The sequence below is a fragment of the Pseudomonas sp. SbOxS1 genome, assembly GCF_013416725.1.
In the GTDB taxonomy this organism is placed as follows: Bacteria; Pseudomonadota; Gammaproteobacteria; order Pseudomonadales; family Pseudomonadaceae; genus Aquipseudomonas.
Genome location: NZ_JAAVXC010000004.1, coordinates 354,852 through 380,418, shown reverse-complemented (window position 1 = coordinate 380,418; position 25,567 = coordinate 354,852). Strand labels below are relative to the sequence as shown.

The 25,567-nt window shown below is 58.7% G+C and carries 26 protein-coding genes, 1 tRNA gene and 2 pseudogenes; 22 read left to right on the top strand and 7 right to left on the bottom strand.

The window, feature by feature from the left end; all coding sequences use genetic code 11:
* The first annotated feature begins 33 nt into the window (after positions 1–33).
* Positions 34–789: a KilA-N domain-containing protein gene (locus tag HFK74_RS07995; RefSeq protein ID WP_180203043.1), complete on the top strand. Its 756-nt coding sequence runs from the start codon at positions 34–36 to the stop codon at positions 787–789.
* Positions 790–1,104: 315 nt separating this feature from the next.
* Here HFK74_RS07995 and nadB read toward each other — a convergent pair whose 3' ends face one another.
* On the bottom strand, positions 1,105–2,712 hold the full coding sequence (gene nadB / locus HFK74_RS07990) for an L-aspartate oxidase (protein ID WP_180203042.1): 1,608 nt from the start codon (positions 2,710–2,712) through the stop codon (positions 1,105–1,107).
* 556 nt (positions 2,713–3,268) lie between these two features.
* Here nadB and rpoE point away from each other — a divergent pair.
* The 4 genes from rpoE to HFK74_RS07970 all read left to right on the top strand — a co-directional run bounded on the left by rpoE (position 3,269) and on the right by HFK74_RS07970 (position 7,043).
* Positions 3,269–3,850, top strand: a complete 582-nt coding sequence (gene rpoE / locus HFK74_RS07985; RefSeq protein ID WP_003172477.1) for an RNA polymerase sigma factor RpoE — start codon at positions 3,269–3,271, stop codon at positions 3,848–3,850.
* A 31-nt stretch (positions 3,851–3,881) separates the two neighbouring features.
* Positions 3,882–4,469, top strand: a complete 588-nt coding sequence (locus tag HFK74_RS07980; protein WP_008055970.1) for a sigma-E factor negative regulatory protein — start codon at positions 3,882–3,884, stop codon at positions 4,467–4,469.
* An 8-nt stretch (positions 4,470–4,477) separates the two neighbouring features.
* Positions 4,478–5,437 carry a MucB/RseB C-terminal domain-containing protein gene (locus HFK74_RS07975; protein ID WP_180203041.1) on the top strand — a complete coding sequence of 320 codons (960 nt, stop codon included), beginning with the start codon at positions 4,478–4,480 and terminating at the stop codon, positions 5,435–5,437.
* Between the two features lie 178 nt (positions 5,438–5,615).
* Positions 5,616–7,043, top strand: coding sequence for a DegQ family serine endoprotease (locus HFK74_RS07970; protein WP_008055972.1), 1,428 nt, complete (start codon positions 5,616–5,618; stop codon positions 7,041–7,043).
* Positions 7,044–7,107: 64 nt separating this feature from the next.
* Here HFK74_RS07970 and HFK74_RS07965 read toward each other — a convergent pair whose 3' ends face one another.
* Entirely contained in the window at positions 7,108–8,541 is a 1,434-nt protein-coding gene (locus HFK74_RS07965; RefSeq protein ID WP_180203040.1) for a M48 family metalloprotease, read from the bottom strand.
* Between the two features lie 98 nt (positions 8,542–8,639).
* On the opposite strand from HFK74_RS07965, the gene HFK74_RS07960 reads away from it, so the two are divergent.
* Positions 8,640–8,879 carry a sulfurtransferase TusA family protein gene (locus HFK74_RS07960; RefSeq protein ID WP_180203039.1) on the top strand — a complete coding sequence of 80 codons (240 nt, stop codon included), beginning with the start codon at positions 8,640–8,642 and terminating at the stop codon, positions 8,877–8,879.
* 31 nt (positions 8,880–8,910) lie between these two features.
* Positions 8,911–9,981: an AI-2E family transporter gene (locus HFK74_RS07955; protein ID WP_008055976.1), complete on the top strand. Its 1,071-nt coding sequence runs from the start codon at positions 8,911–8,913 to the stop codon at positions 9,979–9,981.
* A gap of 111 nt (positions 9,982–10,092) precedes the next feature.
* Here HFK74_RS07955 and HFK74_RS07950 read toward each other — a convergent pair whose 3' ends face one another.
* Both HFK74_RS07950 and HFK74_RS07945 read right to left on the bottom strand, forming a co-directional pair.
* Positions 10,093–10,566: a peroxiredoxin gene (locus HFK74_RS07950; RefSeq protein ID WP_008055978.1), complete on the bottom strand. Its 474-nt coding sequence runs from the start codon at positions 10,564–10,566 to the stop codon at positions 10,093–10,095.
* Between the two features lie 11 nt (positions 10,567–10,577).
* Complete coding sequence (locus HFK74_RS07945; protein ID WP_008055980.1) at positions 10,578–11,138, bottom strand: glycine cleavage system protein R; 561 nt, start codon at positions 11,136–11,138, stop codon at positions 10,578–10,580.
* Positions 11,139–11,468: 330 nt separating this feature from the next.
* On the opposite strand from HFK74_RS07945, the gene dapA reads away from it, so the two are divergent.
* The 6 genes and pseudogenes from dapA (at position 11,469) to HFK74_RS07915 (ending at position 15,661) form a co-directional block, all read left to right on the top strand.
* Positions 11,469–12,347, top strand: coding sequence for a 4-hydroxy-tetrahydrodipicolinate synthase (gene dapA / locus HFK74_RS07940; protein WP_180203038.1), 879 nt, complete (start codon positions 11,469–11,471; stop codon positions 12,345–12,347).
* 17 nt (positions 12,348–12,364) lie between these two features.
* On the top strand, positions 12,365–13,480 hold the full coding sequence (gene bamC, locus HFK74_RS07935; protein ID WP_180203037.1) for an outer membrane protein assembly factor BamC: 1,116 nt from the start codon (positions 12,365–12,367) through the stop codon (positions 13,478–13,480).
* Between the two features lie 4 nt (positions 13,481–13,484).
* Positions 13,485–14,243, top strand: a complete 759-nt coding sequence (locus tag HFK74_RS07930) for an MBL fold metallo-hydrolase (protein WP_180203036.1) — start codon at positions 13,485–13,487, stop codon at positions 14,241–14,243.
* A 28-nt stretch (positions 14,244–14,271) separates the two neighbouring features.
* Positions 14,272–14,985, top strand: a complete 714-nt coding sequence (gene purC / locus HFK74_RS07925; protein WP_008055992.1) for a phosphoribosylaminoimidazolesuccinocarboxamide synthase — start codon at positions 14,272–14,274, stop codon at positions 14,983–14,985.
* Between the two features lie 84 nt (positions 14,986–15,069).
* Positions 15,070–15,159: transfer RNA gene (locus HFK74_RS07920), tRNA-Ser, on the top strand.
* A 327-nt stretch (positions 15,160–15,486) separates the two neighbouring features.
* Positions 15,487–15,661, top strand: a pseudogene (locus HFK74_RS07915) (DUF903 domain-containing protein).
* 70 nt (positions 15,662–15,731) lie between these two features.
* Here HFK74_RS07915 and HFK74_RS07910 read toward each other — a convergent pair.
* The gene (locus HFK74_RS07910) at positions 15,732–16,196 is read right to left on the bottom strand and encodes a hypothetical protein (RefSeq protein WP_180203035.1); all 465 of its coding nucleotides are present in this window, start codon (positions 16,194–16,196) and stop codon (positions 15,732–15,734) included.
* A 207-nt stretch (positions 16,197–16,403) separates the two neighbouring features.
* Between HFK74_RS07910 and HFK74_RS07905 the strand changes: the two are divergent.
* Positions 16,404–16,869: pseudogene (locus HFK74_RS07905) on the top strand (integrase core domain-containing protein); the annotation flags it as partial.
* Positions 16,870–16,945: 76 nt separating this feature from the next.
* Here the strand turns inward: HFK74_RS07905 and HFK74_RS07900 are convergent.
* Positions 16,946–17,158: a hypothetical protein gene (locus HFK74_RS07900; protein ID WP_180203033.1), complete on the bottom strand. Its 213-nt coding sequence runs from the start codon at positions 17,156–17,158 to the stop codon at positions 16,946–16,948.
* A gap of 276 nt (positions 17,159–17,434) precedes the next feature.
* On the opposite strand from HFK74_RS07900, the gene HFK74_RS07895 reads away from it, so the two are divergent.
* The 7 genes from HFK74_RS07895 to HFK74_RS07865 all read left to right on the top strand — a co-directional run bounded on the left by HFK74_RS07895 (position 17,435) and on the right by HFK74_RS07865 (position 24,099).
* Positions 17,435–18,361 (top strand): LysR substrate-binding domain-containing protein, encoded by a 927-nt coding sequence (locus HFK74_RS07895; protein WP_180203032.1) that lies wholly within the window; start codon positions 17,435–17,437, stop codon positions 18,359–18,361.
* Between the two features lie 57 nt (positions 18,362–18,418).
* Entirely contained in the window at positions 18,419–18,784 is a 366-nt protein-coding gene (locus HFK74_RS07890) for a 5-carboxymethyl-2-hydroxymuconate Delta-isomerase (protein WP_180203031.1), read from the top strand.
* Between the two features lie 337 nt (positions 18,785–19,121).
* The gene (locus HFK74_RS07885; protein WP_180203030.1) at positions 19,122–20,771 is read left to right on the top strand and encodes a phosphoethanolamine transferase; all 1,650 of its coding nucleotides are present in this window, start codon (positions 19,122–19,124) and stop codon (positions 20,769–20,771) included.
* A gap of 65 nt (positions 20,772–20,836) precedes the next feature.
* On the top strand, positions 20,837–21,499 hold the full coding sequence (locus HFK74_RS07880) for a class I SAM-dependent methyltransferase (protein ID WP_180203029.1): 663 nt from the start codon (positions 20,837–20,839) through the stop codon (positions 21,497–21,499).
* A 123-nt stretch (positions 21,500–21,622) separates the two neighbouring features.
* Positions 21,623–22,756: a ribonuclease D gene (rnd, locus tag HFK74_RS07875; protein ID WP_180203028.1), complete on the top strand. Its 1,134-nt coding sequence runs from the start codon at positions 21,623–21,625 to the stop codon at positions 22,754–22,756.
* Positions 22,753–23,046 carry a YcgL domain-containing protein gene (locus HFK74_RS07870; RefSeq protein WP_180203027.1) on the top strand — a complete coding sequence of 98 codons (294 nt, stop codon included), beginning with the start codon at positions 22,753–22,755 and terminating at the stop codon, positions 23,044–23,046. Before rnd ends, HFK74_RS07870 begins: the two co-directional genes overlap by 4 nt.
* Before the next feature lie 120 nt (positions 23,047–23,166).
* Positions 23,167–24,099, top strand: a complete 933-nt coding sequence (locus HFK74_RS07865; protein WP_180203026.1) for a D-2-hydroxyacid dehydrogenase — start codon at positions 23,167–23,169, stop codon at positions 24,097–24,099.
* Between the two features lie 134 nt (positions 24,100–24,233).
* Here the strand turns inward: HFK74_RS07865 and HFK74_RS07860 are convergent, their stop codons facing one another.
* Positions 24,234–24,827: a nitroreductase family protein gene (locus HFK74_RS07860; RefSeq protein WP_180203025.1), complete on the bottom strand. Its 594-nt coding sequence runs from the start codon at positions 24,825–24,827 to the stop codon at positions 24,234–24,236.
* Positions 24,828–25,106: 279 nt separating this feature from the next.
* Here HFK74_RS07860 and HFK74_RS07855 point away from each other — a divergent pair, with 279 nt between their 5' ends.
* Positions 25,107–25,556 carry a YcgN family cysteine cluster protein gene (locus HFK74_RS07855; RefSeq protein WP_180203024.1) on the top strand — a complete coding sequence of 150 codons (450 nt, stop codon included), beginning with the start codon at positions 25,107–25,109 and terminating at the stop codon, positions 25,554–25,556.
* Positions 25,557–25,567 lie beyond the last annotated feature (11 nt).

The window sequence follows — 25,567 nt, the reverse complement described above, 5'->3', positions numbered from 1 at the left end:
GAACTTGAGGGAGCAAACAAGAGGAACAAGACAATGGATATGAACCACAACCAAACCGACCTGCTGCCTATCGTTATCGAGGGGCACACCTTCAAGCCCAACGCTGAGGGACTGTGGAGTCTCAACGAGATCCATCAGACCTTGAGCCTTGATCCGACAAAGGAGCCCTCAGAGTGGCGCAATGAAATTCAGACTGAGCTTTCTAATTCCGGAAATTTGCGGAGTAAGGCAGGCCGGTACGGCGGGACCCTTGCCACTGAGTCTGGAGCAATTGCCTATGCCATGTGGGTCTCGACAGGTTTCTACCTGATGGTCGTAGATGCCTTCGTCGCCATGCGTAACAGCGCACTCAGCGAGCTTCGCCATAAGGACGCTCTCTTAGACGCCAACATGCCCAAGGCTTCGACCCTCGACATGAAAGCCCGAGGCGCTGGCCTGACGTGGACTGAGGCTTGTCGTGTGGCTGGTATCCAGCAACCCCGGCTCGCTCTGGACGCTCTGGTCTCCGTGGGCGTCTTTGTGTACCCCGTGGACAACTTTGGAACCCGCGAAGGCTCGCCTCGACCACCTAAGTCAGGCTTCGAGGCAGGCGCTTTCGTGAAGGTCTCATCGGACTTTGGTAATCGTGAAGGCTGGCGAGTGAAGCCGGGTGGTCTGGATTGGCTGCGTAGCAAGACCGAGAAGATCAACCTCAAGGTGGCCGAGGAGAAGGCCCGTAAGGACAAAGCCCAGCGGGATGCAAAGGCCCGACTCAAGGAGAACCTCAAGGCATCATCCCCGGACTTCTGAGTCCACCACTATATAAAGGAGAACCCAATGGACACCTTACAGGCTGCCTATCTGGTCTGTGTGGCTGTCCATCTGGCCTTTTGGCTGTACGGGCACCTCAAGGGACCTTAACGAGAATCTGAAAGAAAAATCTGAGAGACCACCTCATTGCATCTACGGGCTCAGTTTCCCCCGTGTGCCCTCGCTCAGGTCCTCGCGGGCGCGATAAGGACCCTCACGGGCAGGCGATAAGGACCCCAGCGATGGGACAAAGATGGCCCAAAGCTGTTACAAAACGGGTCCTCAGCGTGCTACGCTCAAGGCTCCTAACGTGCCTCATCTGGTCGGGGTAAGGATCGTATCCTTCGCCTCTGGCAGCATTGCTGGATAGTCCAGCGTGTAGTGCAGACCCCGAGATTCCTTGCGTTCCATGGCAGACCTGATCATCAGTTCAGCTACCTGAGCAAGGTTCCTCAACTCAATCAGGTCTCTGCTCACTTTGTAGTTGCTGTAGAACTCGTCGATCTCGTCGAGCAGCAATCGCACCCGGTGCTGGGCTCGTTGCAGGCGCTTGCTCGTGCGCACGATACCGACGTAGTCCCACATGAATCGCCGCAGCTCATCCCAGTTGTGGGCAATGATCACGTCTTCATCGGAATCGGTCACCTGGCTTGCGTCCCAGGCGGGCAGGGCTACCGGTGCCGACACCTGTGGCAACTGTTCCAGGATGTCAGTCGCGGCCGAGCGGGCGTAGACGAAGCACTCCAGCAACGAGTTGCTGGCCATGCGGTTGGCGCCGTGCAGGCCGGTGAAGCTGGTTTCGCCGATCGCGTACAGCCCTGGCACATCGGTGCGACCCCGTTGATCGACCATGACGCCGCCACAGGTGTAGTGCGCCGCCGGAACCACCGGGATCGCCTGCTTGGTAATGTCGATGGAAAATTCGAGGCAGCGTTCGTACATCGTCGGGAAGTGCGACTTGATGAACGCTTCGGACTTGTGGCTGATGTCCAGGTACACGCAGTCGACGCCCAGTCGCTTCATCTCGTGGTCGATGGCCCGGGCGACGATGTCCCGTGGCGCCAGTTCGGCCCTGGGGTCGAAGCGCTGCATGAAGCGTTCGCCGTTGGGCAGCTTCAGGTGCGCACCTTCTCCGCGCAGGGCTTCGGTGATCAGGAAGCTCTTGGCTTGCGGATGATACAGGCAGGTGGGGTGGAACTGGTTGAACTCCAGGTTCGCCACCCGGCAGCCCGAGCGCCAGGCCATGGCGATGCCATCACCACAGGCGCCATCGGGGTTGCTGGTATAGAGGTAGACCTTGGCTGCACCGCCGGTGGCAAGGATCACGAAGCGGGCGCCGTAGGTGTCGACTTCCCCGGTGCTGCGATTGAGCACGTAGGCCCCCAGGCAACGATCCCCTTCAAGGCCCAGGCGCTTTTCGGTAATCAGGTCGACCGCGACCCGTTGCTCCAGCAACTCGATGTTGGGCCGTTGTTGGGCCTGGGTGAGCAAGGTTCGGAAAATCGCCGCGCCGGTGGCATCGGCTGCATGGATGATGCGGCGATGGCTGTGACCGCCTTCACGGGTCAGGTGGAACTCGAATCCGCCGTCTTCGGTGCCGGACTGTTCATCACGGGTGAACGGTACGCCCTGGTCGATCAGCCATTGAATGGCCTCTTTGCTGTGCTCGACGGTGAAGCGCACGGCGTCTTCATGACACAACCCGCCGCCGGCGTTAAGCGTGTCATCGACGTGGGACTCGACGGTGTCGGTGTCATCCAGCACGGCGGCGACCCCACCCTGGGCCCAGAACGTCGAGCCATTGGCGAGGTCGCCTTTACTCAATACGGCGATGCGCAAATGACCGGGCAAGGTCAGCGCAAGGCTCAAGCCGGCAGCACCGCTGCCAATTACCAGGACATCGTGTTGAAACTGTTGGCTCATTTCAGGATTCCGCTCAAAGCGACCCGGGTCGGGGTAGGCGCCAGACATCTGGACAGGCATGCCCGGCAGCCGCACAGCCCACTAGTATATAGAGGGGGGGAGCGGCACAATAGCCGAGCCGATATGGCATTGTGAAACTACTGTGACGGAAAACCGCTGACGCTTCGTCGGATGTTTTATCCTCTGCTTCGGCGACAACCGAACTGTATCGTGGATTTAACACTCTTTTTCGCTTCAGGGTTGCACAATGTCGGTTCTGCGCAACTATAAATATTTGAACTTTTGCCAAAGGCCCAAGATCAATAGACGGTTGCCTGATTCAAGGGACAGTGTCGGTTTCATCGCAGGATCGCGGTTGGATCCATGCCGGTCAAACCGATGACAAGATTATTCGCGCAGCCGGGGAATCTCGCGCTGCGTTTTTCGTGCGTGCCGAATCAGAGCCCGCAGGAAACTTGCCTGGAGGGGGAGAACTTTTGCGAAAAGCCCGAGTCTATGTTTGCAAGCCCGGTCGTTTAGTAATGCAAGCCTCCTCCGAGCTTATCGAGGAGTGTTCATGCTAACCCAGGAAGAGGATCAGCAGCTGGTCGAACGCGTTCAACGCGGCGACAAGCGCGCATTCGATCTGCTAGTGCTGAAATATCAGCACAAAATTCTCGGGTTGATCGTGCGATTCGTGCACGACACCCATGAAGCCCAGGATGTAGCGCAGGAAGCCTTTATCAAGGCTTATCGCGCACTTGGTAATTTTCGCGGGGACAGCGCGTTCTATACGTGGCTTTACCGCATCGCCATCAACACGGCGAAGAACTATCTGGTTTCACGCGGCCGTCGGCCGCCGGATAGCGATGTCAGTTCCGAGGATGCAGAGTTCTACGATGGCGATCATGGCCTCAAGGATCTCGAGTCGCCAGAACGGGCTTTGCTGCGGGATGAGATCGAAGGCACCGTCCATCGAACCATTCAGCAACTGCCAGAAGATTTACGTACGGCTTTAACTTTACGTGAATTTGATGGTCTGAGTTACGAGGACATCGCGAGCGTCATGCAATGTCCGGTGGGTACCGTGCGCTCCCGGATCTTCCGCGCCCGGGAGGCCATCGATAAAGCCCTGCAGCCGTTGTTGCAGGAAAACTAAAGACAGCGGCGACAGCCAAGAGAGGAACGCCATGAGTCGTGAAGCCCTGCAGGAATCGCTGTCCGCAGTGATGGATAACGAAGCGGACGAATTGGAATTGCGTCGGGTATTGAATGCCTGCGACGATGTTGAAACCCGTGAAACCTGGGCTCGTTATCAGATCGCTCGGGCGGTGATGCACAAGGATCTCCTGCTGCCACGCCTTGATATTGCCGCGGCTGTTTCTGCTGCATTGGCTGACGAAGCCGTACCGGCAAAAGCTACCCGTGGTCCATGGCGCAGCCTGGGTCGTCTGGCGGTGGCCGCTTCGGTGACCCTGGCGGTACTGGCGGGTGTGCGTCTGTACAACCAGGACGAGATCGCTGGCGTCGAACTGGCGCAGCAATCCACTCAACCAGGCCTGGCGGTTCCACAAGTCAAGGGCCCGGCTGTTTTGGCAGGCTACAATGAGAGTTCGGAAGCCACGGGCCCCATGGCCAATGGCGTATTGCAAGGTCAACCAGGCTGGAACGATCAGCGTCTGCCAGGCTACTTGCGCCAACATGCTCAACAGGCTGCACTGAAAGGTACTGAGAGCGCTCTGCCTTACGCTCGTGCAGCAAGCCTGGAAAACCGTTAAGGAGGATCATGCGCGCCATACCTCTACTTACGCTATTGCTCAGTGGCTGGTTCGTTGTTCCAGCCCACGCCGATCAGGCTCAAGACTGGTTGACCCGTCTGGGCCAGGCCGAGCAGCAGCAAAGCTTTCAAGGTACTTTCGTCTACGAGCGTAACGGTAGTTTTTCTACCCACAACATCTGGCACCGCGTCCAGGATGGCCAGGTCCGCGAGCGTTTGATCCAGCTCGATGGGTCCGCTCAGGAAGTGGTGCGCGTTGATGGACAGACCCAGTGTGTCAGCGGCAACTTGATGGCAGGGCTGGGGGATTCCTCCAACTCGGCAGCTCGTGCACTCGATCCCCAGAAGCTCAAGAATTGGTATGACCTTGCTGTCATCGGCAAGTCGCGCGTGGCCGGTCGTCCGGCCGTGATCGTCTCGCTGACGCCGCGTGACCAGCACCGCTATGGTTTTGAACTGCATCTTGATCAACAGACCGGCCTGCCTCTCAAGTCATTGCTGCTGGATGACAAAGGGCGGTTGCTGGAGCGCTTCCAGTTCACTCGCCTCGACCCCGTTGCACTTCCGAGCGACAGTGACCTGCAGCCGGGCGCCGACTGCAAGCCGGTGAAGCTCGACAGCGACAAGGCTTCGGCGGTCAAGGAAGCACGGGTCTGGCATTCGGACTGGTTGCCACCCGGTTTCGAGCTGACCAGCAGTACGGCCCGCAAGGATCCAGAGACCAAGGCCCTGGTCAACAGCTTGATGTATGACGATGGCCTGGCGCGGTTTTCAGTGTTCCTCGAGCCTTTGAGTGGAGGCGGGGCCGCCGACACCCGTACTCAACTCGGACCCACCGCTGCCGTTTCCCGGCGCCTGAGCACGCCGCAAGGCGAGATGGTGGTGACTGTGGTAGGTGAGATCCCGATCGGCACCGCTGAGCGGATTGCCTTATCCATGCGCACCGACACCACTGCTACCCAGCAGTGACGTGAAATCGAAATGTTTCGTGAGCATTTCAATTTGCAAATCCCCCCAATATTTTTTATAGGTCAGAGCCCCTCGGCTCTGGCCTTGTTTGTTGTTCCCGGAACAAAAATACCGGCGTATCGTTCCCGGTGTTCCTTGCTCCATATCGCTTAACCATGCTCGTCGTAACGGGAGCCGTATGTCGATACCACGCTTGAAGTCTTACCTCTCCATTTTTGCCACCGTGCTGGTGCTCGGTCAGGCGGTCGCTGTACAAGCGGTCGAATTGCCTGACTTCACGCAACTGGTCGAACAGGCCTCGCCTGCGGTGGTGAACATCAGTACCACGCAAAAGCTGCCGGATCGCAAAGTAAGCCAGCAGATGCCAGACCTCGAAGGCTTGCCGCCGATGCTGCGCGAGTTTTTCGAGCGCGGCATGCCGCCACAACCGCGATCGCCCCGTGGCGACCGTCAGCGCGAAGCGCAATCGTTGGGTTCGGGTTTCATCATTTCGCCTGACGGCTACATCCTGACCAACAACCACGTGATCGCCGATGCCGACGAAATCCTCGTGCGCCTGTCCGACCGCAGTGAAATGAAAGCCAAGCTGATCGGCACCGATCCGCGATCCGATGTGGCGCTGCTGAAAGTCGACGCCAAGGACCTTCCGGTCCTGAAACTGGGCAAGTCCCAGGATCTGAAAGCCGGGCAGTGGGTCGTGGCAATCGGCTCGCCGTTCGGATTTGACCATACCGTGACCCAGGGTATCGTCAGCGCCGTCGGTCGCAGCCTGCCGAATGAAAACTACGTGCCGTTCATCCAGACCGACGTGCCGATCAACCCGGGTAACTCGGGTGGGCCGTTGTTCAACCTCAATGGTGAGGTGGTCGGCATCAACTCGCAGATCTACACCCGTTCCGGCGGCTTCATGGGAGTATCGTTCGCGATCCCTATCGACGTGGCGATGGACGTTTCCAACCAGCTGAAAAGCGGTGGCAAGGTCAGCCGTGGCTGGTTGGGTGTAGTGATCCAGGAAGTGAACAAGGACCTGGCCGAATCGTTCGGCCTGGACAAGCCGGCCGGTGCGCTGGTCGCCCAGATCCAGGATGACGGCCCGGCTGCCAAGGGTGGGCTGCAAGTGGGCGACGTGATCCTGACCATGAATGGCCAGCCGATCGTCATGTCCGCCGATCTGCCACACTTGGTGGGCGCATTGAAGGCGGGCTCCAAGGCCAATCTGGAAGTGATCCGCGAAGGCAAGCGCAAGAATGTCGAGCTGACGGTTGGCGCTATCCCGGAAGAAGGCAAGGAGATGGACGACCTGGCGCAGTCGAGCGTCGAGCGCAGCAGCAACCGCCTGGGCGTCTCCGTGGTGGAACTGACAGACGAACAGAAGAAAACCTACGACCTCAAGGGCGGCGTGGTGATCAAGGAAGTCCAGGACGGTCCGGCGTCGATGATCGGCTTGCAGCCGGGCGATATCATCACCCATCTGAACAATCAGGCGATCGGTTCGGCCAAGGAGTTCACGGACATCGCCAAGGCGTTGCCGAAGAATCGCTCGGTATCGATGCGCGTGCTGCGCCAGAACCGCGCGAGCTTCATCACCTTCAAGCTGGCCGAATAAACCGCTGGTTGGCTGAATGAAAAACCGCCTCGAAAGAGGCGGTTTTTTTTTGCGCTGAGACCTGTCAGCCCATCATGTCCTTGATCATGCGTTCCTGCTCCATCAGCTCGCGCTGGCGGGCATCGATTCGCGAGGACAGCGGGAAGTTGGTACCGGCCTTGCGCTTGGCAAAATCCAGTTGCTGGATGGCCTGGCGGTAGTCGCCCACCAGCGCGAAATACTCCGCACGCGCCTGGTGCAGGCCGATAATGTTGCCTGACAGCCCGCGGGTTTCGGCCACCTGATACCACACGTCCGGATCGTCCGGGCGCGATTTGAGCAGGCCTTCGAGTGCCTTCTCGGCATCGGCGGCGCGGTTCTGTTTCAGCAGCAGGTCGACACGTACCTGGTTCAGCGGATAGTTGCCGGGGTATTGCGTCAGCATCCGGTCAACCCGGGACTGTGCATCCGGCAGGCGATTGTTGGTGATGTCCAGGTCAATCTGGGCGAGGTTGTAGATGATCTCGTTCGGCGCCTTGGCCAGCAGCAGCTTGAGGTTTTCCCGTGCTTCGTTCAGTTGGCCGCCCTTGATCTGCGCAATCGCAAGGCCGTAGCGCGCCACATCGCTTTTTGGGTTTTCATCCAGCAGGGCGCGGAAGCGCTTGGCGCCCAGGCCTGGGGTTTCTTCATAGATCAACTGAACCCGTGCACGAATCAACTGATAGCGCAGGGAGTCTTCGATGCCGCCCTTTGGCGCCTGCTCGGCACGGTTGCGGGTGTCGGCGATCCGCGATTCGGTCACCGGGTGAGTCAGCAGGAATTCCGGTGGCTTGGCGTCGAAACGGTACTGACGCCCCAGGCGTTCGAACATGGTTGGCATGGAGCGCGGGTCGTAACCGGCCTTTTCCAGGTTGAGGATACCGATGCGGTCGGCTTCCTGTTCGTTCTGGCGTGAGAACCGCCGCTGTTCCTGGATGGCTGCCGCCTGCGTGCCCGCAATCGCCGCAATACCGGCATCGCCGGCACCGGCCGCGGCAATCACGATGCCGGCCAGCAGCGCGGCCATCATCGGTACCTGCATGCGCTGTTGGGCTTCGACACCACGGGCAAAGTGGCGCTGCGACAAGTGAGCCAATTCGTGAGCCAGTACCGAGGCATATTCGCCTTCGGTCTGCGCATTGAGGAACAGGCCACCGTTGACCCCGACAATCCCGCCGGGCGCCGCAAACGCGTTGAGCTGTGGGCTGTTGATCAGGATGAACTCCAGGCGCCGGTCATTGACCTGGCTGGTCTCCACCAGGCGATAGACGCTGGATTCGACGTAATCCTTGAGCTGCGGGTCGTTGAGCTGAGCTACCTGGCTGCGCAACAGGGCAAGCCAGGCGCGGCCCAACTGGTACTCCTGTTGCGGTGAGACGATGGCAGAACTGGCGTCACCGAGTGACGGCAGGTCGTCGGCGAAGCCCGGTGAGGCGAGCAGGCAAGCGAGCGTCAGCAGGGTGGGGCGCAAAAAAGTCATGCACAAAGCCTTAGTCGACAAAGACCTTACTGTAGCCGGACACCAGCCTTGCGACCAGATATTCTAGGCAACTCAACCCCCTGAACCGGAGTGATGCAATGATCGACGCTGTAGCCCATGATGTTGAGCTCGACGCCAGTGGCCTCAATTGCCCGCTGCCGTTGCTCAAGGCCAAGATGGAACTCAACCGGATGGCCAGTGGCGCGGTGCTCAAGGTCATCGCCACCGATGCGGGTTCGCAGCGTGATTTCCGCACCTTTGCCCGATTGGCCGGTCATACGCTGCTTCACGAAGAAGATGAAGCGGGCATTTACCGTTACTGGTTGAAAAAAGCCTGAAACCTGCTGCGTTCGTTCCTAAGGAATATTGATGTTCAAAGTGTTGCGCGACTGGATTCAGCGCTACTTCTCCGATGAAGAAGCCGTGGTTCTGGCGGTCCTGTTGTTCCTGGCATTCACCGCTGTGCTGACCCTGGGCGGCATGCTTGCGCCGGTGCTGGCCGGGATGGTGCTGGCCTACCTGATGCAGGGCCTGGTGGTGAGCCTGGAGCGAGTGCGCGTGCCGGGCGGGGTCGCGGTGGGGCTGGTCTTCGCCCTGTTCATGGGGCTGCTGCTGGTGTTCATCGTGGTCGTGGTGCCTTTGCTCTGGCATCAACTGATCACTTTGTTCAACGAATTGCCCGGCATGCTCGCCAAGTGGCAAACCCTGTTGCTGCTGTTGCCGGAGCGCTATCCGCATCTGGTCTCCGACGAGCAGGTGCTGCGGGCCATTGAAGTGGCGCGGGGCGAGATCGGCAAGTTCGGCCAATGGGCGCTGACGTTTTCGCTGTCGAGCCTGCCGTTGCTGGTCAACATCATGATCTACCTGGTGCTGGTGCCGATCCTGGTGTTCTTCTTTCTCAAGGATCGGCAAATGATCGGCGAGTGGGTGCGCGGCTACCTGCCTCGCGAGCGGGCGCTGATCACCCGCGTCGCCCATGAGATGAACCGGCAGATCGCCAACTACATCCGTGGCAAGGTCATCGAGATTTTCATTTGCGGCGGGGTGACCTACATCGCCTTTGTCGTCCTGGAACTCAACTATGCGGCACTGCTGGCCTTGCTGGTGGGCATCTCGGTGGTCGTGCCCTACGTCGGGGCGGTGGTGGTGACCGTGCCGGTGTTCCTGATTGCGCTGTTCCAGTGGGGCTGGAGCGATCAGTTCATCTATTTGATGGCGGTCTACGGGATTATCCAGACGCTGGACGGCAACGTGCTGGTGCCACTGTTGTTCTCGGAAGCCGTGAACCTGCATCCGGTGGCGATCATCTGCGCGGTGTTGCTGTTTGGCGGGCTGTGGGGTTTCTGGGGGGTGTTCTTTGCGATTCCCCTGGCGACGCTGTTCAAGGCCGTGCTGGACGCGTGGCCGCGCAAGGAACCGATCGTGGCGCCGTTGCTTTAAATACTGGCCTTGAGGGCCTATTCGCTGGCAAGCCAGCTCCTACAATGGGTCACGCGTACCTTTGTAGGAGCCGGCTTGCCGGCGAAGGCGTCGGGCCAGGTATCGAAGAAATCAGGCCTTATTCAATGCCTGAGCCGCCGCCAAAACCGCATCCACATGCCCCGGCACCTTCACGCCACGCCATTCCTGGCGCAACACACCGTCCTTGTCGATCAGGAACGTGCTGCGATCCACGCCCATGTATTCCTTGCCGTAGAGTTTTTTCAGCTTGATCACATCAAACAGCTGGCAGAGCGCTTCTTCCTTGTCGCTGATCAGCTCGAAGGTGAAGGCCTGCTTGGCCTTGAAGTTTTCATGGGACTTCAGGCTGTCGCGGGACACGCCGAACACTTCGGTGTTGGCGGCCTTGAAGGCGTCCAGCTGATCGCGAAAGCCCTGGCCTTGAGTGGTGCACCCCGGCGTGCTGTCCTTGGGGTAGAAGTAGATCACTACCTGCTTGCCCTTGAGGTCCGCCAGGCGCACGGTTTGCCCGCTGGTGGCGGGTGCTTCGAAGTCGGCAACCGGTTGGTCGAGTGCAACGGCCATGAAATGCTTCCTTACATTGGGTTCTGTGGGCGCCACGGTTCGATCAGGGCATCGAGGTTCAGCGCGTCGGCGAAGTCCAGGAACTGATCGCGCAACCAGCTGATCTGCACGCCGGCCGGCAAGGTCACGGTGAACGTGGCGTTGAGCATGGTGCCGCCAGTCTGCGGGGCCTGATAGGTGTCGCAGGTCAGGTTTTCCAGTTCGACATTGTGGTCCATGAAGAACTGGCACAGCTCGTTGATGATGTCCGAGCGGTAGGCAGAGCTGACATACGCCACGTAGGGCAGGGCCTGGGGACGGTTCTCCAGAGCGGCGCTGCGTACCACGTTGACGGTGAAGGCATGCCGTTTTGCCAGGGTAGGCAGGCTGCCTTCCAGGCGGGCCAGGGCGTCCCAGCTGCCGGAGATTTCGAGGACCAGCGCACTGCACTCGCCATGACGCGTCAGGCGGGAGGTGACCACGGCACAGCGGTTTTCATGGCTGGCGCGGCACAGCACGTTAGTCAGCTCCATGGGGTTGGCGCCGAGGGCACTGATGACAAGGAATTGTTCGCGAACTGTGGGGGTGGACATGCAGCATTCCTAAAGCGATGAGCGGTCGGTACTTCTATCGGCTGGTTTTGCCGGGGGCGAACCTGCGCATGCGAATCATCAAAGCCCCGGGCACAAGGTCGCAACGTGGCTCCAGAGCGGCAGGAGCGGGGGTTGCAACCCTGGATCGGGGGCTTGAGATGTCGAAAATGGAGGTGCGAACCCGAAATACGAGCTTAGCAGTATCGATCAAAGTCTGAAGGGTAGCGAAAAGCGGCGCCAAGGGGAATGGCGGCAGCGCAGTACTTCGCTTGTGCAAGCATCTTGGCGCCAGTACCATTACGGCTCTCTTTTTCCGGCAGGAGCGGTTGCATGATTGCGGGCAGTATGGTGGCACTGGTCACACCCATGGATGCACAAGGTCGTCTCGACTGGGATAGCCTGAGCAAACTGGTGGACTTTCACCTGCAAAACGGCACCCACGCCATCGTGGCGGTCGGCACCACAGGTGAATCGGCCACCCTTGATGTGAGCGAACACATCGAAGTGATCCGTCGCGTAGTCAAGCAGGTCAACGGTCGCATTCCGGTCATCGCCGGCACCGGCGCCAACTCGACCCGCGAAGCGATCGAGCTGACCACCAATGCGAAGACCGCGGGCGCCGATGCTTGCCTGCTGGTCACGCCGTACTACAACAAGCCGACCCAGGAAGGCCTGTACCAGCACTTCAAGGCGATCGCCGAAGCCGTCGACATCCCGCAGATCCTCTACAACGTGCCAGGCCGTACCGCCTGCGACATGCTGGCCGAGACCGTGATCCGCCTGTCGAGCGTCAAGAACATCATCGGTATCAAGGAAGCCACCGGCGACCTGCAGCGCGCCAAGTCCATCATCGACGGTGTCGACAGCAACTTCCTGGTGATCTCCGGTGACGACGCCACCGCTGTCGAGCTGATCCTGCTGGGCGGCAAGGGCAACATTTCGGTGACGGCCAACGTCGCCCCGCGTGACATGGCCGACCTGTGCATTGCCGCACTGAACGGCGAAGCCGAGAAGGCGCGTGCCATTCACCAGAAGCTGATGCCACTCAATAAAACCCTGTTTATCGAGTCCAATCCAATTCCCGTGAAATGGGCGCTGCACGAGATGGGCCTGATGCCGGACGGTATCCGTCTGCCGCTCACCTGGCTCAGCGCTGAATGTCACGAACCGCTGCGGCAGGCCATGCGCCAGTCCGGCGTCCTGGTTTAATTGAGGAAGTACAACGCATGAAGCGAATGGCCGGACTTTCCGCACTTGCCTTGATCATCTCCAGCACCAGTGGCTGTGGATGGGTCTGGGGCCCGGAAGGTTATTTCCGTGACCGTGGTAGCGATTACCTGGAAGCGCAACAGACTGCACCCATGCAATTGCCGCCGGATGTCACCACTGCCAAGCGCCTGGATCCGCTGTTGCCGATTCCGCGCAACGTCGCCGATGACACCGCCAAGGGCGAATACATCGTGCCTCGTCCGCAGCCGTTGTCGGCCGCAGCCGACGCCAGTGCCTACTCCCTGCAAAAGAGCGGCGATACGCGCTCGATCCTGGCGCAGAACCCTGCGGCAGAAGTCTGGCCCGTGGCTGTGCAGTTCTTCCAGGACAACGGTTTCCGCCTGGACGAGCAGCGCCCGCAAACCGGCGAATTCACCACCACCTGGCAGCGTTCCGACGAACTGTCCGCCGCCATGGCCAAGCGCCTGAGCGCGGCCGGTGTCAGCACCGACAGCGAAACCCGTGTGCGGGTGCGCATCGAGCCGGGCGTACAGCGCAACACCAGCGAAGTCTACGTGGTCAGTGCCGAGCGTCCTGCAGGCAGCACGGCCGATGTCGCTTTCACCAATCGCTCGGTCAACACCGGCCTGGACGCGGCACTGGTCGACGACATGCTGGCGAGCATGAGCCGCATTTCCGAGAAGGGCGGTTCGGTCTCCATGCTGGCCTCTCGCGATTTCGACGCGCCAAGCCGCGTCAGCCTCAGCGAAGACGGCAGCGGCAACCCGGTGCTGAACGTCGGTACCGACCTGGATCGTGCCTGGTCGAGCGTCGGTCGTGCGCTGGAGCAGGGCGAATGGCGTGTTGAAGACATCAACCGCAGCCTGGGCCTGTACTACATCAACCTCGCTGAAAAAGCCGAGAAGAAAGACGACAAGCCCGGGTTCTTCAGCAGCCTGTTCGGCAGTGCGCCGAGCAAGGAAGAAGTCGAGTCCCGTGCCGAGCGCTATCAGGTTCGCCTGAGCAAGGTGGGCGACAACGTCCAGGTCACCGTGGAGAAGAACATCAACACCGTGGCGCCGGCTGACGTGGCGCGCAAAGTGTTGAGCGTGATTCAGGACAACCTGGGCTGATCACATGCGTTTTGCCGTTCTCGGCAGCGGTAGCCAAGGGAATGGCACGCTGATAGCCAGCGCTGATACGTACGTGCTGGTGGATTGTGGTTTCTCCCTGCGGGAAACCGAAAAACGCTTGCTGCGCCTGGGTGTGGACCCTGCGCAGCTGAGCGCGATACTCGTGACCCACGAACATGCCGACCACGTGCATGGCGTGGGTTTGCTGTCTCGGCGTTACAATCTGCCTGTCTACCTCAGTCGCGGGACCCTGCGCGGGATGCGCAAACCGGTCGAGCCCGCGGGCTTCCTGGCTGGTGGCGAACAACTGCAGATCGGCGACTTGAGCATTGGTGTCATTGCCGTGGCCCACGATGCGCAGGAGCCGACGCAATACGTTTTCAGTGACGGTGAGCGGCGCTTCGGCCTGTTGACCGACCTGGGTTCGTATTGTGACAAGGTGCTGGACGGCTATCGCGACCTCGATGCATTGATGATCGAGGCCAACCATTGCCGGGACATGCTGGCTCGCGGTCATTACCCGTACTTTCTCAAGCAGCGGGTGGGCGGTGAGCTGGGACATTTGAACAACCATCAGGCGGCATTCCTGGTGTCCGAGTTGGGCTGGAAAGACCTGCAACACCTGGTCCTGGCCCATCTGAGCAGCAAGAACAACCTGCCGCGGCTGGCCCGGCAATGTTTTGTCGACACCCTCGGGTGCGACCCGGACTGGCTGCAACTGGCCGATCAAGATTCAGGGCTCGACTGGCGACACATCGCCTAGCCCACCTACTTAGCAAGCGGAGCCCATCATGGAAAAACGTGAAGAACTGTACCGCGGCAAAGCCAAATCGGTTTACAAGACCGACGACGCCAACCGCTTGATCCTGCTGTTTCGCAACGACACTTCGGCGTTCGACGGCAAGCGCATCGAACAGCTCGACCGCAAAGGCATGGTGAACAACAAGTTCAATGCCTTCATCATGCAGAAACTCGAAGCTGCCGGCGTGCCGACCCAGTTCGACAAACTGCTGGGCGACAACGAATGCCTGGTGAAGAAGCTCGACATGATCCCGGTCGAGTGCGTCGTGCGTAACTACGCCGCCGGCAGCCTGGTCAAGCGCCTGGGCGTTGAAGAAGGCTTGAAGCTCAATCCTTACACCTTCGAACTGTTCCTGAAGGACGACGCCAAGGGCGACCCGTTCATCAATGAATCCCACGTCGTGGCTTTCGGTTGGGGCACAGCCGAGCAACTGGCGCGCATGAAAGAGCTGTCGCTCAAGGTCAACGAAGTCCTGAGCAAGCTGTTCGACGACGCCGGCCTGCTGCTGGTCGACTTCAAACTGGAATTCGGCGTGTTCCACGACGGCTCCATCGTCCTGGGCGACGAATTCAGCCCGGACGGCTGCCGCCTGTGGGACAAGGCCACCAAGAAGAAAATGGACAAGGACCGCTTCCGCCAGGGCCTCGGTGACGTCATCGAAGCCTACGAAGAAGTCGCCAATCGTCTGGGCGTACCGCTTTAATCGACGCAAGCATCTGATAGCACAGAAAAAATTTTCGAAAGAGGGTTTGCTTTCGGCAAAAGTGTTGTTATGATGCGCGCCGTTGGAGAGATGCCAGAGTGGCCGAATGGGACGGATTCGAAATCCGTTGTACCTTCACCGGTACCTAGGGTTCGAATCCCTATCTCTCCGCCATTATTGAACAAGATGAAGCCCCCGTAATCAGTGATGATTACGGGGGCTTTTTCGTTGCTGGATTTAATTTAGGGCAAATCCAGGTCGCAGAGTCTCACTGAAATACTGCTGCAGGCTGCACTTCTTTAGTTTTATGTGGTTGCTGATTGCTTTGGCCGCGACTTGCCCTGATGGTCTTATGAGTCCTCAAGGGCTTCCTCTCGCAGTGAAATCGTCCCCTTTTGAACACCGCTGCATTCAGCCTCATTCCCGCCCAGGAGCAGTCGATTAGGGCTTGGACGACGGACTGTCAGAGGTGGGGTTGGATTAGCGGGAGCGCCTGTTGCGCTGCCTATAGCACGCCCTGCGAGCGCGACGGTGGTGACCTTGCAGAACAGGGGCCCAATATTTGACCAGGGACATCCCCAGGACAAAAAACAGGTTCTACGAGTTCGAGGATGTCTCTGGATCGAAGGTGAAAATCAGGGCGGATGAAGCGGTTACGGTTCGCGAGGAGGGCTAGATGGCGGGAGAGCAAGCTTGATGATCCAAGTTTGCTCTCGACGTGCTTTCCACCGCACTGGTTTCGGAGATTATGTAATATTTTCAATGCCTTCGATCGTGAATTCTGCATCTACTTCGTATTGCTTGTTGCCTTGCAAGATAGTTTTAAGTTTTACCAATCCTGTCAGTTTTTTTGTGGGGGTAAAATTCTGAAGTATAATTTCACCCGATTCGGCGGCAATTTGGTAGTCAGGGTCGTCATAAATAAATACTTCAACGTCGGTCACGTTTGGCGTTCCGACAATGTAAGTGGCGCTAGGCGGCTCGCTACCCTCGAGTTTGAATAAAACTTCATAGGCTAATCCGTCGCCACCAGGCATTGGCATTATCGCTCTTATCTGCGTTTTTCCTTCCGAGAAGCGACGATAAACCAAGTGGGCGTTGAAAGGGATAACTTGAGTGTTGTGCAGGTAAGTGATAGTGCCCGTCATAATGCCAGTTGTGGTGCGTTCGCCAGATGACTCTACGAAATTGTTAGAATCGTTATCGCTCATTATAATTCCTTTTTAATAATGTCCGGAGGTTGGCTGGATTTATCCAGGTGCGGTTATTAGAAAGGAAAAAACGTCACAAGTAACCTGTCAATAATGACAGTCTGCTTGTAAGACGTGTCGCTTAATGCCTGTAGGTGTTCCTGTCGATGCGTAACGCTGTTTAGTTTGGTGCAGAGGCCCACCACCCCGCTCGCGAGCTTGCGCCACCAAGGTGCAGTCGCTGGGTTGGCCAAGGTCTGCTCTTCGTGGAGCAAGCTTTGGATGATTGCGTTGTAGCCCAGCGAGGAGGCGGTGAAGTCGTGGGGCATGCATGAGAGCTTGCACAGGGAGTCCATGCTCAAAGTGTTGAAGAAGGCTGTAGGGGGCAGAAAAACCAGGCTGTTCCTGATGCATCATTCAGACCGTGGCGTATTGCTCGGACCTTTATCAGCGGTTTACGCCAAGCACGGGGTTACTTGTTCGATTGCCGATGGCTATGACTTCTATCAGATCGCTATGATGGAGCGAATAAATGGGATTTTGAAGATGGGTTTTTTGCTGCATTACCCCAGGAATCCGGCCGACGCGGTAAAAATGGTTGACGAATTGATGCTGATCTACAACGCGGAACGGCCACACTTGGACTTTAAATACAAAACGGCCCGATGCGGTGCATCGGGCGTTTTTAGACTGAAACAGGTGTAAATCTATTTTAGGGCTAGATATGCACTCAGTCAGGGTTTTTAGTTGTGCGGGGTTCGCAGGACCAATCAGTTACCCATGGTGACGTGGGTAATCATTTCGTTCTCAACCACCAGGTTGATTCGTGCAGGGTTGTAGTCCTTGGTCATGATGAACCCGATACCCCTCGGTCGTACTGCCAGGCCGGTCTTGTTGGCGAGTTCTGCGCGCAGCTCCTCGTTGTATTGTCGACCGATGTACTGATTGGCAGTTTCCAGATGTTGATTCAAATCGGTAGTCATGTATTGCTTCCTTGCGATAATTGAAATGAGCGGAAGTGCTCCCGTCATCCGGCTTGGATGACGCAGGGAAATTCTGGAGCAACTGCGCCTCTTTATCACCCGTTGGACTGTGTCGCGATATTTGCCTTCTCCTTTGGCAGGGCAGGCTGCGTAGGGCTCGGCCCGTGAGCCCGTTGGCATTAACCACAAATCGCTCGAGGCATTCGTTCAGTTGCGTAGACGCCGATTGTTACAACTCCCTAAACTGTCGATTGTTTTTGAGTGCGGGGTCAATGGATGAATCGCAACGAGCTACGCAAGGCCGACATCAACCTGATGGTGGTGTTTGAAGCGTTGATGCTGGAACGCAATGTCACCAAGGTGGCGAAGAAGCTGTTTCTCGGTCAGCCAACCATCAGTTCGGCGCTCAACCGCTTGCGTACCATGTTCAACGATCCGTTGTTCATACGCGTTGGCCATCGCATGGAGCCGACGGCGCGGGCTGAAGAGATCTTTCGGCACTTGTCGCCGGCCCTGGATTCGTTATCGGTGGCGTTGAGCCTGACCCATGAATTCGACCCGGCCAGCAGCACCATGACCTTTCGCATCGGGATGTCCGACGATGTCGAGTTCGGCCTGTTGCCGCCGTTGCTGCGGGCGTTGCGCCAGGAAGCGCCGAAGGTGGTGTTCGTTGTGCAGAATGTCGATTACTGGCGCATTCCCGATTTGCTGGCGTCTGGCGACATAACGGTCGGCGTCAGCCAGACCCGTGGCCTGCCGGCCAATGCCAAGCGCAAGTTGTTGCGGCACATCCATCCCTGCGTGTTACGAGCCGATGCCAGCGATACACCGCTGACGGTCGATGAGTATTGTTCGCGCCCCCATGTGCTGGTGTCCCATATTGCCAACGTCAGTGGTTTTGCTGACGAGTGGCTGGCAGCGATCGGCCGCACGCGCCAGGTGGTGCTCTCGGTGCCGCAATACAGTTCGTTGCCGGCCTTGCTCGCCGGGACCGACCTGATCGCCAGTCTGCCGGATTACGCCGCGGAGGCCATGGCGGCGTCCGGTCAGTTATACAAGGAGCCCTTTCCCTTCAGGACGCCAACCCTCGAGTTGTCCATGGTCTGGCTCAGCCATGTCGACAGCGACCCTGCCGAGCGTTGGTTGCGCTCACGACTTGAAGCCTTCATGGGCGAGCGCAATCTGTTGTCGCTGCCCCAGTGAGCAAGGCAGCGCTGTGCTATATGTAAGAACTTTGCACCGACCTACAGGAGTTACGCCATGCCTCACCTGCACCTGGAATACACCGCCAACCTGCCTGCCCTGAACGCCGATGTGGCGTTGATGCGCCTGAACAATACGCTGGTGGGGTCCGGTCAGTTCGGTGCCGAAGTCGACATCAAGAGTCGCGCGGTGAAGGTCGAGACGTTCAAGGTCGGCACGGCATTGGCTGAGCGGGCGTTCGTGCATGTGAAACTGGCCGTGCTGAGCGGTCGCTCTGCGGAGATCAAGAAGCAGTTGTCGGAAAGCCTGCTGGCAGTGGTCAAGGAGCTGTGTGAATGGCCGGCGGGGGTGGAGGTGCAGTTGTGCGTGGAGATTCTCGACATTGATCGGGAATCCTATGCCAAGGTCACCGTCGGCGTCTGAGTTTCAGTCCGTATTCGCTTCAACGCAGGCCTTGATCACGTGCTCGCGCAAGCGACGTTGAACCCCATGCGCACGGCCATGTAGTGGTTTTTCTCCTCGCGAGCGCATTTGCCTCTGTAAGGTGGCCTTGAGATGTTCAGTCTCCGACCCTTTCTGAACCAGAGCTGAACCATTCTCAAATAGGTGAAAAGTTTCATCGTGTGTAAGGTTGGCAACTAATCGTTGGCTTCTTTTTCACGAAAAATTGATGGTCGGCTGCCTAAAGTTAGTGTTGTCGCGATAAATGAAATTTTCACATTTATCGAGGGCACTTCTTTTCAGGGATAAGCCTTTCACCATGTTGAAGATTAAAGCCGTGCGCCCGGAATGGGTGACACTGATTGCCAGCGCCTTTTTATTGACTGCCTTCAATTTTGTATTGTGGCAGCATCTCTTCGAGATCACCGCAGCTGACGGTAAAGGCATCGTCATGCGCGTGGCGTTCGGGGCAATGATCCTCGCGGCCTTCAACATCATCCTGACCCTGCTGGCATTCCGGCCGGTGCTGAAACCCGTGCTGACCCTGCTGTTCATGATCAGTGCGGGCGTGGCTTATTTCATGGGGCAATATGGCGTCCTGATCGACATCGGCATGTTGCGCAACTTCGCTCAAACCAATGCCACGGAAGTGCGTGACTTACTGTCAATCAAGTTGCTTGCGTATATTGTTTTCCTCGGTGTGCTGCCGTCCTGGTTGTTGTGGAAAACCCCGGTTAGTTATCGCCGCTGGCACCGTGAGTTATTAAGCAAGGCGCTCGTGACTTTTGCCTCAGCGGCGGTCATTGGTGGTGTCGCGCTGGTTAACTACCAAGGCCTGTCTTCGCTGTTTCGCAATCACCATGAACTGCGCCTGATGGTGGTTCCAAGCAATTACATTGGTGCCTTTTCCGGTTACTTGCGCGAACAGGTCGCGTCAGCACGCCAACCCTTTGTCAAAATCGGTGAAGACGCGCAACGCAATCCTGCCTGGCAAACCCACGGTCGCAAATCCCTGACGGTTCTGGTGGTCGGTGAAAGTGCCCGGGCCGAGAACTTCGGCGTCCTCGGCTACAACCGTGACACCACGCCGAAACTGGATAAGGAAGCCGGGCTGATCGCATTTACCGATGTGAAATCTTGCGGCACTGAAACAGCGGTGTCGGTGCCCTGCATGTTCTCCAACATGGGGCGCAAGGATTACAACGCGAGCAAGGCCAAGAACGAAGAAGGCCTGCTCGATGTACTCAAGCGTGCCGGCCTCGATGTGATCTGGCGTGACAATCAATCTGGCTGCAAGGGTACCTGCGATCGAGTCACTCTTGATGACGTCAGCAATCTGAAAGACCCGGTGCTGTGCGCCAACAGTGAATGCCGCGATGAAATCCTGCTGCAAGGTTTGCAACATTTCATCGATAACCTGGACAAAGATACGGTACTGGTACTGCACCAGATGGGCAGTCATGGTCCGGAGTACTACAAGCGTTATCCGAAGGAATTCGAGCGCTTTACTCCGGTCTGCCAAAGTAACGCGCTGAACAACTGCAGCCGCGAGAGCATCGTCAATGGCTATGACAACACGCTGGTGTATACCGACCATGTGCTGTCGACCCTGATCGATCTGTTGCGCAGCAACCAGGACAAAGTCGATACCGCGATGCTTTATCTGTCGGACCACGGTGAATCCCTGGGTGAATACAACCTGTTCCTCCACGGCACGCCTTATATGCTGGCACCGGAACAACAGAAACATGTGGCGATGCTGGCCTGGTTCTCCGACAGCTATCAGAAGTCGTTCTCGGTGGACACCCATTGCCTGCAGATGAGTCGCGAAAAGCCCTTGAGCCAGGACAACCTGTTCCATTCGATGCTCGGACTGCTGGAGGTCAACAGCAAGGTTTATAACCAGGACCTGGATATGTTTTCCGGCTGCCGCAGGGCGGCGATCGATGGCGTACTGGCCAAAGATTGAGTGCTGCGACCTCTGTTCCTACGACGGCCCGCGGCCGGCACATCTACGTTCGAGAGCCCTTGCACATGCCTGCCCAGTCCCCCTGCGCCATCGAACTCGAGTTCGCCCGGCATTATGACCAGGAGCACGCCCGCGTCTGCCAGCAGCCGCGAGCGCAAGGCCTGGGCGAGCGCCTGGCGTTCTGGCGAGACGAGCAAATGGTGCGCCGGGCACTCAAGGTCGCCGGCGAACCGGGCTTGATTCTCGATGTGGCTTGCGGGGTCGGGCGCTTCTGGTCGGTGCTGGGCGAGCGGGCGAACCGGGTGATCCTCGCGATGGATCCGTCCCAGGCGATTCTCGAACATGCCCGGACTCATCATCCGCAGAGCTTGATGCAGCGAGTCAGGACCTTTCAAAGCTCAGCCTTCAACATTGGCTTGTCGGAGAATGCGGTTGACTGCATTTTTTGCATGCAGCTGTTTCAGCACATAACCTGTCCCGAGCTCCGCTTAGCGATGTTGGCCGAGTTTTACCGGGTCAGTCGCGATACGGTGATTGTGGCGGTGCATATCGGTGGCCGTTGCAGCGGAGGGCGCACCGACGGGCAGCGGGGGGCGGCAGAGCCGCTGGTCAGCAAAACCCAGGTCGAGGCTGAGTTCAAGCAGGCGGGATTGCGCGTGCTCAGCCATCAGGATTTTCTGCCCGGTCGCGCCCCGAGGCGGGTTTACGTGCTGGGTAAGGTCGATTAGGCCGTGTTTGTCCGACTATTCTTACAGTCAGGCAGGCATTTTCGCTAAAGCTCTTGTTCAGTGGATGCGCGGAAATCGTCGGGGGCGATATATACTGCGCGCCATTCTTCAAGGGAGAGCCGTGTGGCCATCGATATTCACTGGATTCGCGACAACGATAGCCTCGGTCGGTTTTGCACCGAGTGGCAGCAGCTGCCATTCGTTGCCCTCGACACCGAATTCATGCGGGTCGACACCTTCTATCCGATCGCAGGCCTGCTACAGGTCGGCGATGGCGAACGTGCCTACCTGATCGATCCGCTGACCATCGACAACTGGCAGCCCCTGGCCGCTTTGCTGGAGAATCCGGCGGTGGTCAAGGTTGTCCATGCGTGCAGCGAAGATCTCGAAGTCCTGCTGCGCCTGACGGGTAGCCTGCCGGCGCCGTTGTTCGATACGCAACTGGCCGCCGCTTACCTGAACCTGGGTTTCTCCATGGGCTATTCGCGGCTGGTACAGGAAGTGCTGGGTATCGACCTGCCCAAGGGCGAAACCCGTTCCGACTGGCTGCAACGGCCGCTCTCCGAAACCCAGATCAGCTACGCCGCCGAAGACGCCGTGCACCTGGCGGAAGTGTTCGTGAAATTGCGCCCGCAACTGCCCGATGACAAATACGCCTGGGTCCTGGAAGACGGTGCGGAGCTGGTGGCCAACCTGCGCCGCGAAATCGACCCGTTCGAAGTCTATCGCGACGCCAAGCTGGCCTGGAAACTCTCCCGCGCGCAGCTCGCTGTGTTGCGCGAGCTCTGCGCCTGGCGCGAGCAAGAGGCGCGTGCCCGTGACCTGCCGCGCAACCGCATCATTCGCGAGCATTCGCTGTGGCCGCTGGCGCGCACGCAACCGAACAACCTCGGCGAGTTGGCGAAAATCGAAGACATGCACCCGCGTACCGTGCGTCAGGACGGCGAATTCCTGCTTGATCTGATCAAGCGCTCTGGCAGTGTGTCCCCGGAGCAATGGCCGCCCGCCGTGCCTGAGCCATTGCCGGTAGACGCTGCCGCGCTACTCAAGCGGCTCAAGGCCATCGGCCAGGCCGAAGCCGAGCGCCTGAACATCGCGCCTGAGCTGATGCTGCGCAAGAAAACCCTGGAAGCGTTGCTCAAGAGCGGCTTCCCCAATGGTCCCTACCAATTGCCTGATTCGCTGCGTGGCTGGCGCCGCGAATTGATGGGCCAGGCGCTGCTCGACAGCCTGGCCACCGCCGGAGAACAGCCTTGAAACGTATTTGCTCAATCTATCGCAGTTCGAAGAGAAACGAGATGTACCTCTATGTGCTCAAGAGCGATGCTCTGGAGCGTGTACCGGAGCCCTTGATGGCCGCCTTCGGCAAAGCCATCCACGCGTTCGACCTGGTGTTGAGCCCCGAGCGCAAACTGTCGCGCGAAGACATCACCGTCGTGCTGGAAAACCTCGAAAAGCAGGGCTATCACCTGCAAATGCCGCCAGCGGAAGAGGAATACATCGAGCACTTGCCGGAAGAATTGCTGCGACGCAACGACCCCATGTGATCGACAGGCAGGCTCTGTTCAGGGCCTTGAAGAGCACTGGAATGATTTTGGCGAGGGCCGCAACGACGGAGCAGGACTCTGTCGGCGGCCGTCTGCACGGTTTTTCGAAAGGTTTGAAGCATGCGCGTTCTGATTGCTGATCACGACCACCCGGTGTACGCCCGGCTGTTGCAAGAGGTGGCGCCTGACGTGGAAGTACTGACCAGCGGCGATTCCGCCGAACTGGCACGTCTGGCTACAGATTGCCCGGTCTGGCTCGGCCAACCCGACTTGCTGGCGACCCTGTTGCGTCAGGGGCATCAGCCACAATGGCTGCAATCGACCTGGTCCGGGATCACGCCGCTGTTGGTCGACGGCTTGCCTCGGCACTATCGCCTGACCCGCGCGGTAGGGATTTTCGGTCAAGTCATGGCCGAATATGTGCTCACTTACATGCTTGGCCACGAACGTGAGGTGCTGGCACGGCTGGTCAGCCAGGTCGAGCGTAAATGGGACAGCCGTCACGGCCAGAGCCTGGCGGGGCGCAAGGTATTGATCGTCGGTACCGGTGATATCGGGCAGGCGGTGGCGCAATTCCTCGTACCCTTTGGTGTGCAGTTGTATGGCATCGCCAGTGAGGCCCGTGAGCAGGCACCCTTTATCGAAGTCGGTTCGCTGGCGGACCTGCCACGATTGGTCGGTGAAGTGGATTACGTGGTCAATCTGCTGCCAAATACCCCGAACACCCACGATATCTACGATGCGGCGCTGTTCAAGCAGTTCAAGCCGAGCGGGTTGTTCATCAACGTCGGGCGCGGTGTGGCGGTGGTGGATGCGGATCTGGTGGAGGCCTTGAAGGAAGGGCATCTGGTGGGCGCCGTGATCGACGTCTGTCGCCAGGAGCCGCTGCCGCAACGTCATCCGTTCTGGACGGCCTTCGGCCTGCTGCTGACGGGCCATAGCTCAGCACCGACCTCGCCATCGCTGATGGTGAATCTGTTTGTCGAGAACCTGCGGGCGTATCAGGCCGGTGAAGCGTTGCGCGGGGAAGTGGATTTCAATCGCGGGTACTGAGCTGCTAGCTCTGATCGTTCCCACGCTCTGCGTGGGAATGCAGCCCGGGACGCTCCGCGTCCCAACAGCGTGACGCGGAGCGTCACAAGAGGCATTCCCACGCAGAGCGTGGGAACGATCGGGTTCAGCACGGCTTAGAGGGTGAAGTCGCCTTCCGCGGCCAGTTCGTTCAACGGCCGCCGCGGGCTTGGTTCTTCACGCGCTTGCAGGTATTCCGCCAGCGTCGCTTTATCCCCCAGCTTGCCTACCGCAACGGCTGCATGCAGGGCGTAGCCTTCAGGGATGTTCAGCTCCTTGCGGGTCAGTTCCTGATCGAAACCGGCCATGCCGTGGGTATGCCAGCCACTGATGCTGGCTTGCAGCGCCAGGTGGCCCCAGGCAGAGCCGGTGTCGAACGTGTGCCACAGCGCCGGGGTTTCTTCGGCGGCGCCAGGCGCGGTGAAGGTGGTTTTCGAGATCACGATCACCAAGGCCGAGGCGTGTTGCGCCCAGCTGCGGTTGAATTCGTTCAGCAGGCCCAGGTAGCGCTCCCAGTTCGGCGTATCGCGACGCGCATAGAGAAACCGCCAAGGCTGCGAGTTGTACGCCGACGGCGCCCAACGGGCGGCTTCAAAGAAGCTCAGCAGGGTTTCTTCAGGAATGGTTTCGCCGGTGAAGGCGCGGGGCGACCAGCGATCGGTAAACTGCGGATGGATGGCGTATTCGGCAATGCGGGGATTTGCACTCATCAAGAGATTCCTTGCTACGTTTGAAAGTGAGGATCGTCTGAAACCTGCGGGCGCAGTTGAGCTGGGCGGTGAGGTTTTTCGAGAGCCTGGGTGGTCACCACAATGCAACGCGGTCGAGCGTTAATGGCACGCGGGGAGGGCTCCTTGCGATTGGCAAAGCTACTTGGCGCCGCCCTTGCTGACAAGTCCCGTTCTACCGACAGTCGCCAATGCTTGGCCCGCGGGGCTGCGGGCACTAGACTGGCGGCCTTTTCACCACCTGATGTCGATGCTCGAACCATGGCCGCCAAAGTAGAACCGTTCTGGATACGCAAAACCCTCGATCAACTCGATCAGGAGGAATGGGAATCGCTGTGCGACGGTTGTGGCCTGTGCTGCCTGCAAAAGCTCGAGGACGAAGACGACAACAGCGTCTATTACACGCGCATCGCCTGCAAGCTGCTGGACTTGAAAACCTGCCAGTGCAGCGATTACCCCAACCGTCGCGCCTCGGTGCCGGACTGCATCCAGCTCACGCCGGGCAAGGCCGACGAGTTCAAATGGCTGCCACCGACCTGCGGCTATCGCCTGGTCAGCGAGGGCAAGGACCTGCCGTTGTGGCATCACCTGGTGTGCGGTGATCGCGACGCGGTGCACCACGAACGTATTTCCCAGTCCGGGCGCATGCTGGCCGAAGGCAGCGTGGCTGAAGATGATTGGGAAGATCATCTGATCTTCCGCGCGGGTTAAGGTTTTACAAA

Bases quoted from the DNA above. Each gene is read 5' to 3' on its own strand.
- HFK74_RS07890 (WP_180203031.1), top strand. From the start codon at position 18,419: ATGCCTCACCTGCACCTGGAATACACCGCCAACCTGCCTGCCCTGAAC.
- HFK74_RS07945 (WP_008055980.1), bottom strand. From the start codon at position 11,138: ATGTCCACCCCCACAGTTCGCGAACAATTCCTTGTCATCAGTGCCCTC.
- HFK74_RS07930 (WP_180203036.1), top strand. From the start codon at position 13,485: ATGCGTTTTGCCGTTCTCGGCAGCGGTAGCCAAGGGAATGGCACGCTG.
- HFK74_RS07855 (WP_180203024.1), top strand. From the start codon at position 25,107: ATGGCCGCCAAAGTAGAACCGTTCTGGATACGCAAAACCCTCGATCAA.
- HFK74_RS07980 (WP_008055970.1), top strand. From the start codon at position 3,882: ATGAGTCGTGAAGCCCTGCAGGAATCGCTGTCCGCAGTGATGGATAAC.
- bamC (WP_180203037.1), top strand. From the start codon at position 12,365: ATGAAGCGAATGGCCGGACTTTCCGCACTTGCCTTGATCATCTCCAGC.
- HFK74_RS07865 (WP_180203026.1), top strand. From the start codon at position 23,167: ATGCGCGTTCTGATTGCTGATCACGACCACCCGGTGTACGCCCGGCTG.
- HFK74_RS07895 (WP_180203032.1), top strand. From the start codon at position 17,435: ATGAATCGCAACGAGCTACGCAAGGCCGACATCAACCTGATGGTGGTG.
- HFK74_RS07880 (WP_180203029.1), top strand. From the start codon at position 20,837: ATGCCTGCCCAGTCCCCCTGCGCCATCGAACTCGAGTTCGCCCGGCAT.
- HFK74_RS07970 (WP_008055972.1), top strand. From the start codon at position 5,616: ATGTCGATACCACGCTTGAAGTCTTACCTCTCCATTTTTGCCACCGTG.
- HFK74_RS07960 (WP_180203039.1), top strand. From the start codon at position 8,640: ATGATCGACGCTGTAGCCCATGATGTTGAGCTCGACGCCAGTGGCCTC.
- HFK74_RS07910 (WP_180203035.1), bottom strand. From the start codon at position 16,196: ATGAGCGATAACGATTCTAACAATTTCGTAGAGTCATCTGGCGAACGC.
- nadB (WP_180203042.1), bottom strand. From the start codon at position 2,712: ATGAGCCAACAGTTTCAACACGATGTCCTGGTAATTGGCAGCGGTGCT.
- HFK74_RS07955 (WP_008055976.1), top strand. From the start codon at position 8,911: ATGTTCAAAGTGTTGCGCGACTGGATTCAGCGCTACTTCTCCGATGAA.
- HFK74_RS07860 (WP_180203025.1), bottom strand. From the start codon at position 24,827: ATGAGTGCAAATCCCCGCATTGCCGAATACGCCATCCATCCGCAGTTT.
- dapA (WP_180203038.1), top strand. From the start codon at position 11,469: ATGATTGCGGGCAGTATGGTGGCACTGGTCACACCCATGGATGCACAA.
- purC (WP_008055992.1), top strand. From the start codon at position 14,272: ATGGAAAAACGTGAAGAACTGTACCGCGGCAAAGCCAAATCGGTTTAC.
- HFK74_RS07900 (WP_180203033.1), bottom strand. From the start codon at position 17,158: ATGACTACCGATTTGAATCAACATCTGGAAACTGCCAATCAGTACATC.
- HFK74_RS07965 (WP_180203040.1), bottom strand. From the start codon at position 8,541: ATGACTTTTTTGCGCCCCACCCTGCTGACGCTCGCTTGCCTGCTCGCC.
- HFK74_RS07975 (WP_180203041.1), top strand. From the start codon at position 4,478: ATGCGCGCCATACCTCTACTTACGCTATTGCTCAGTGGCTGGTTCGTT.
- HFK74_RS07995 (WP_180203043.1), top strand. From the start codon at position 34: ATGGATATGAACCACAACCAAACCGACCTGCTGCCTATCGTTATCGAG.
- rpoE (WP_003172477.1), top strand. From the start codon at position 3,269: ATGCTAACCCAGGAAGAGGATCAGCAGCTGGTCGAACGCGTTCAACGC.
- HFK74_RS07950 (WP_008055978.1), bottom strand. From the start codon at position 10,566: ATGGCCGTTGCACTCGACCAACCGGTTGCCGACTTCGAAGCACCCGCC.
- HFK74_RS07885 (WP_180203030.1), top strand. From the start codon at position 19,122: ATGTTGAAGATTAAAGCCGTGCGCCCGGAATGGGTGACACTGATTGCC.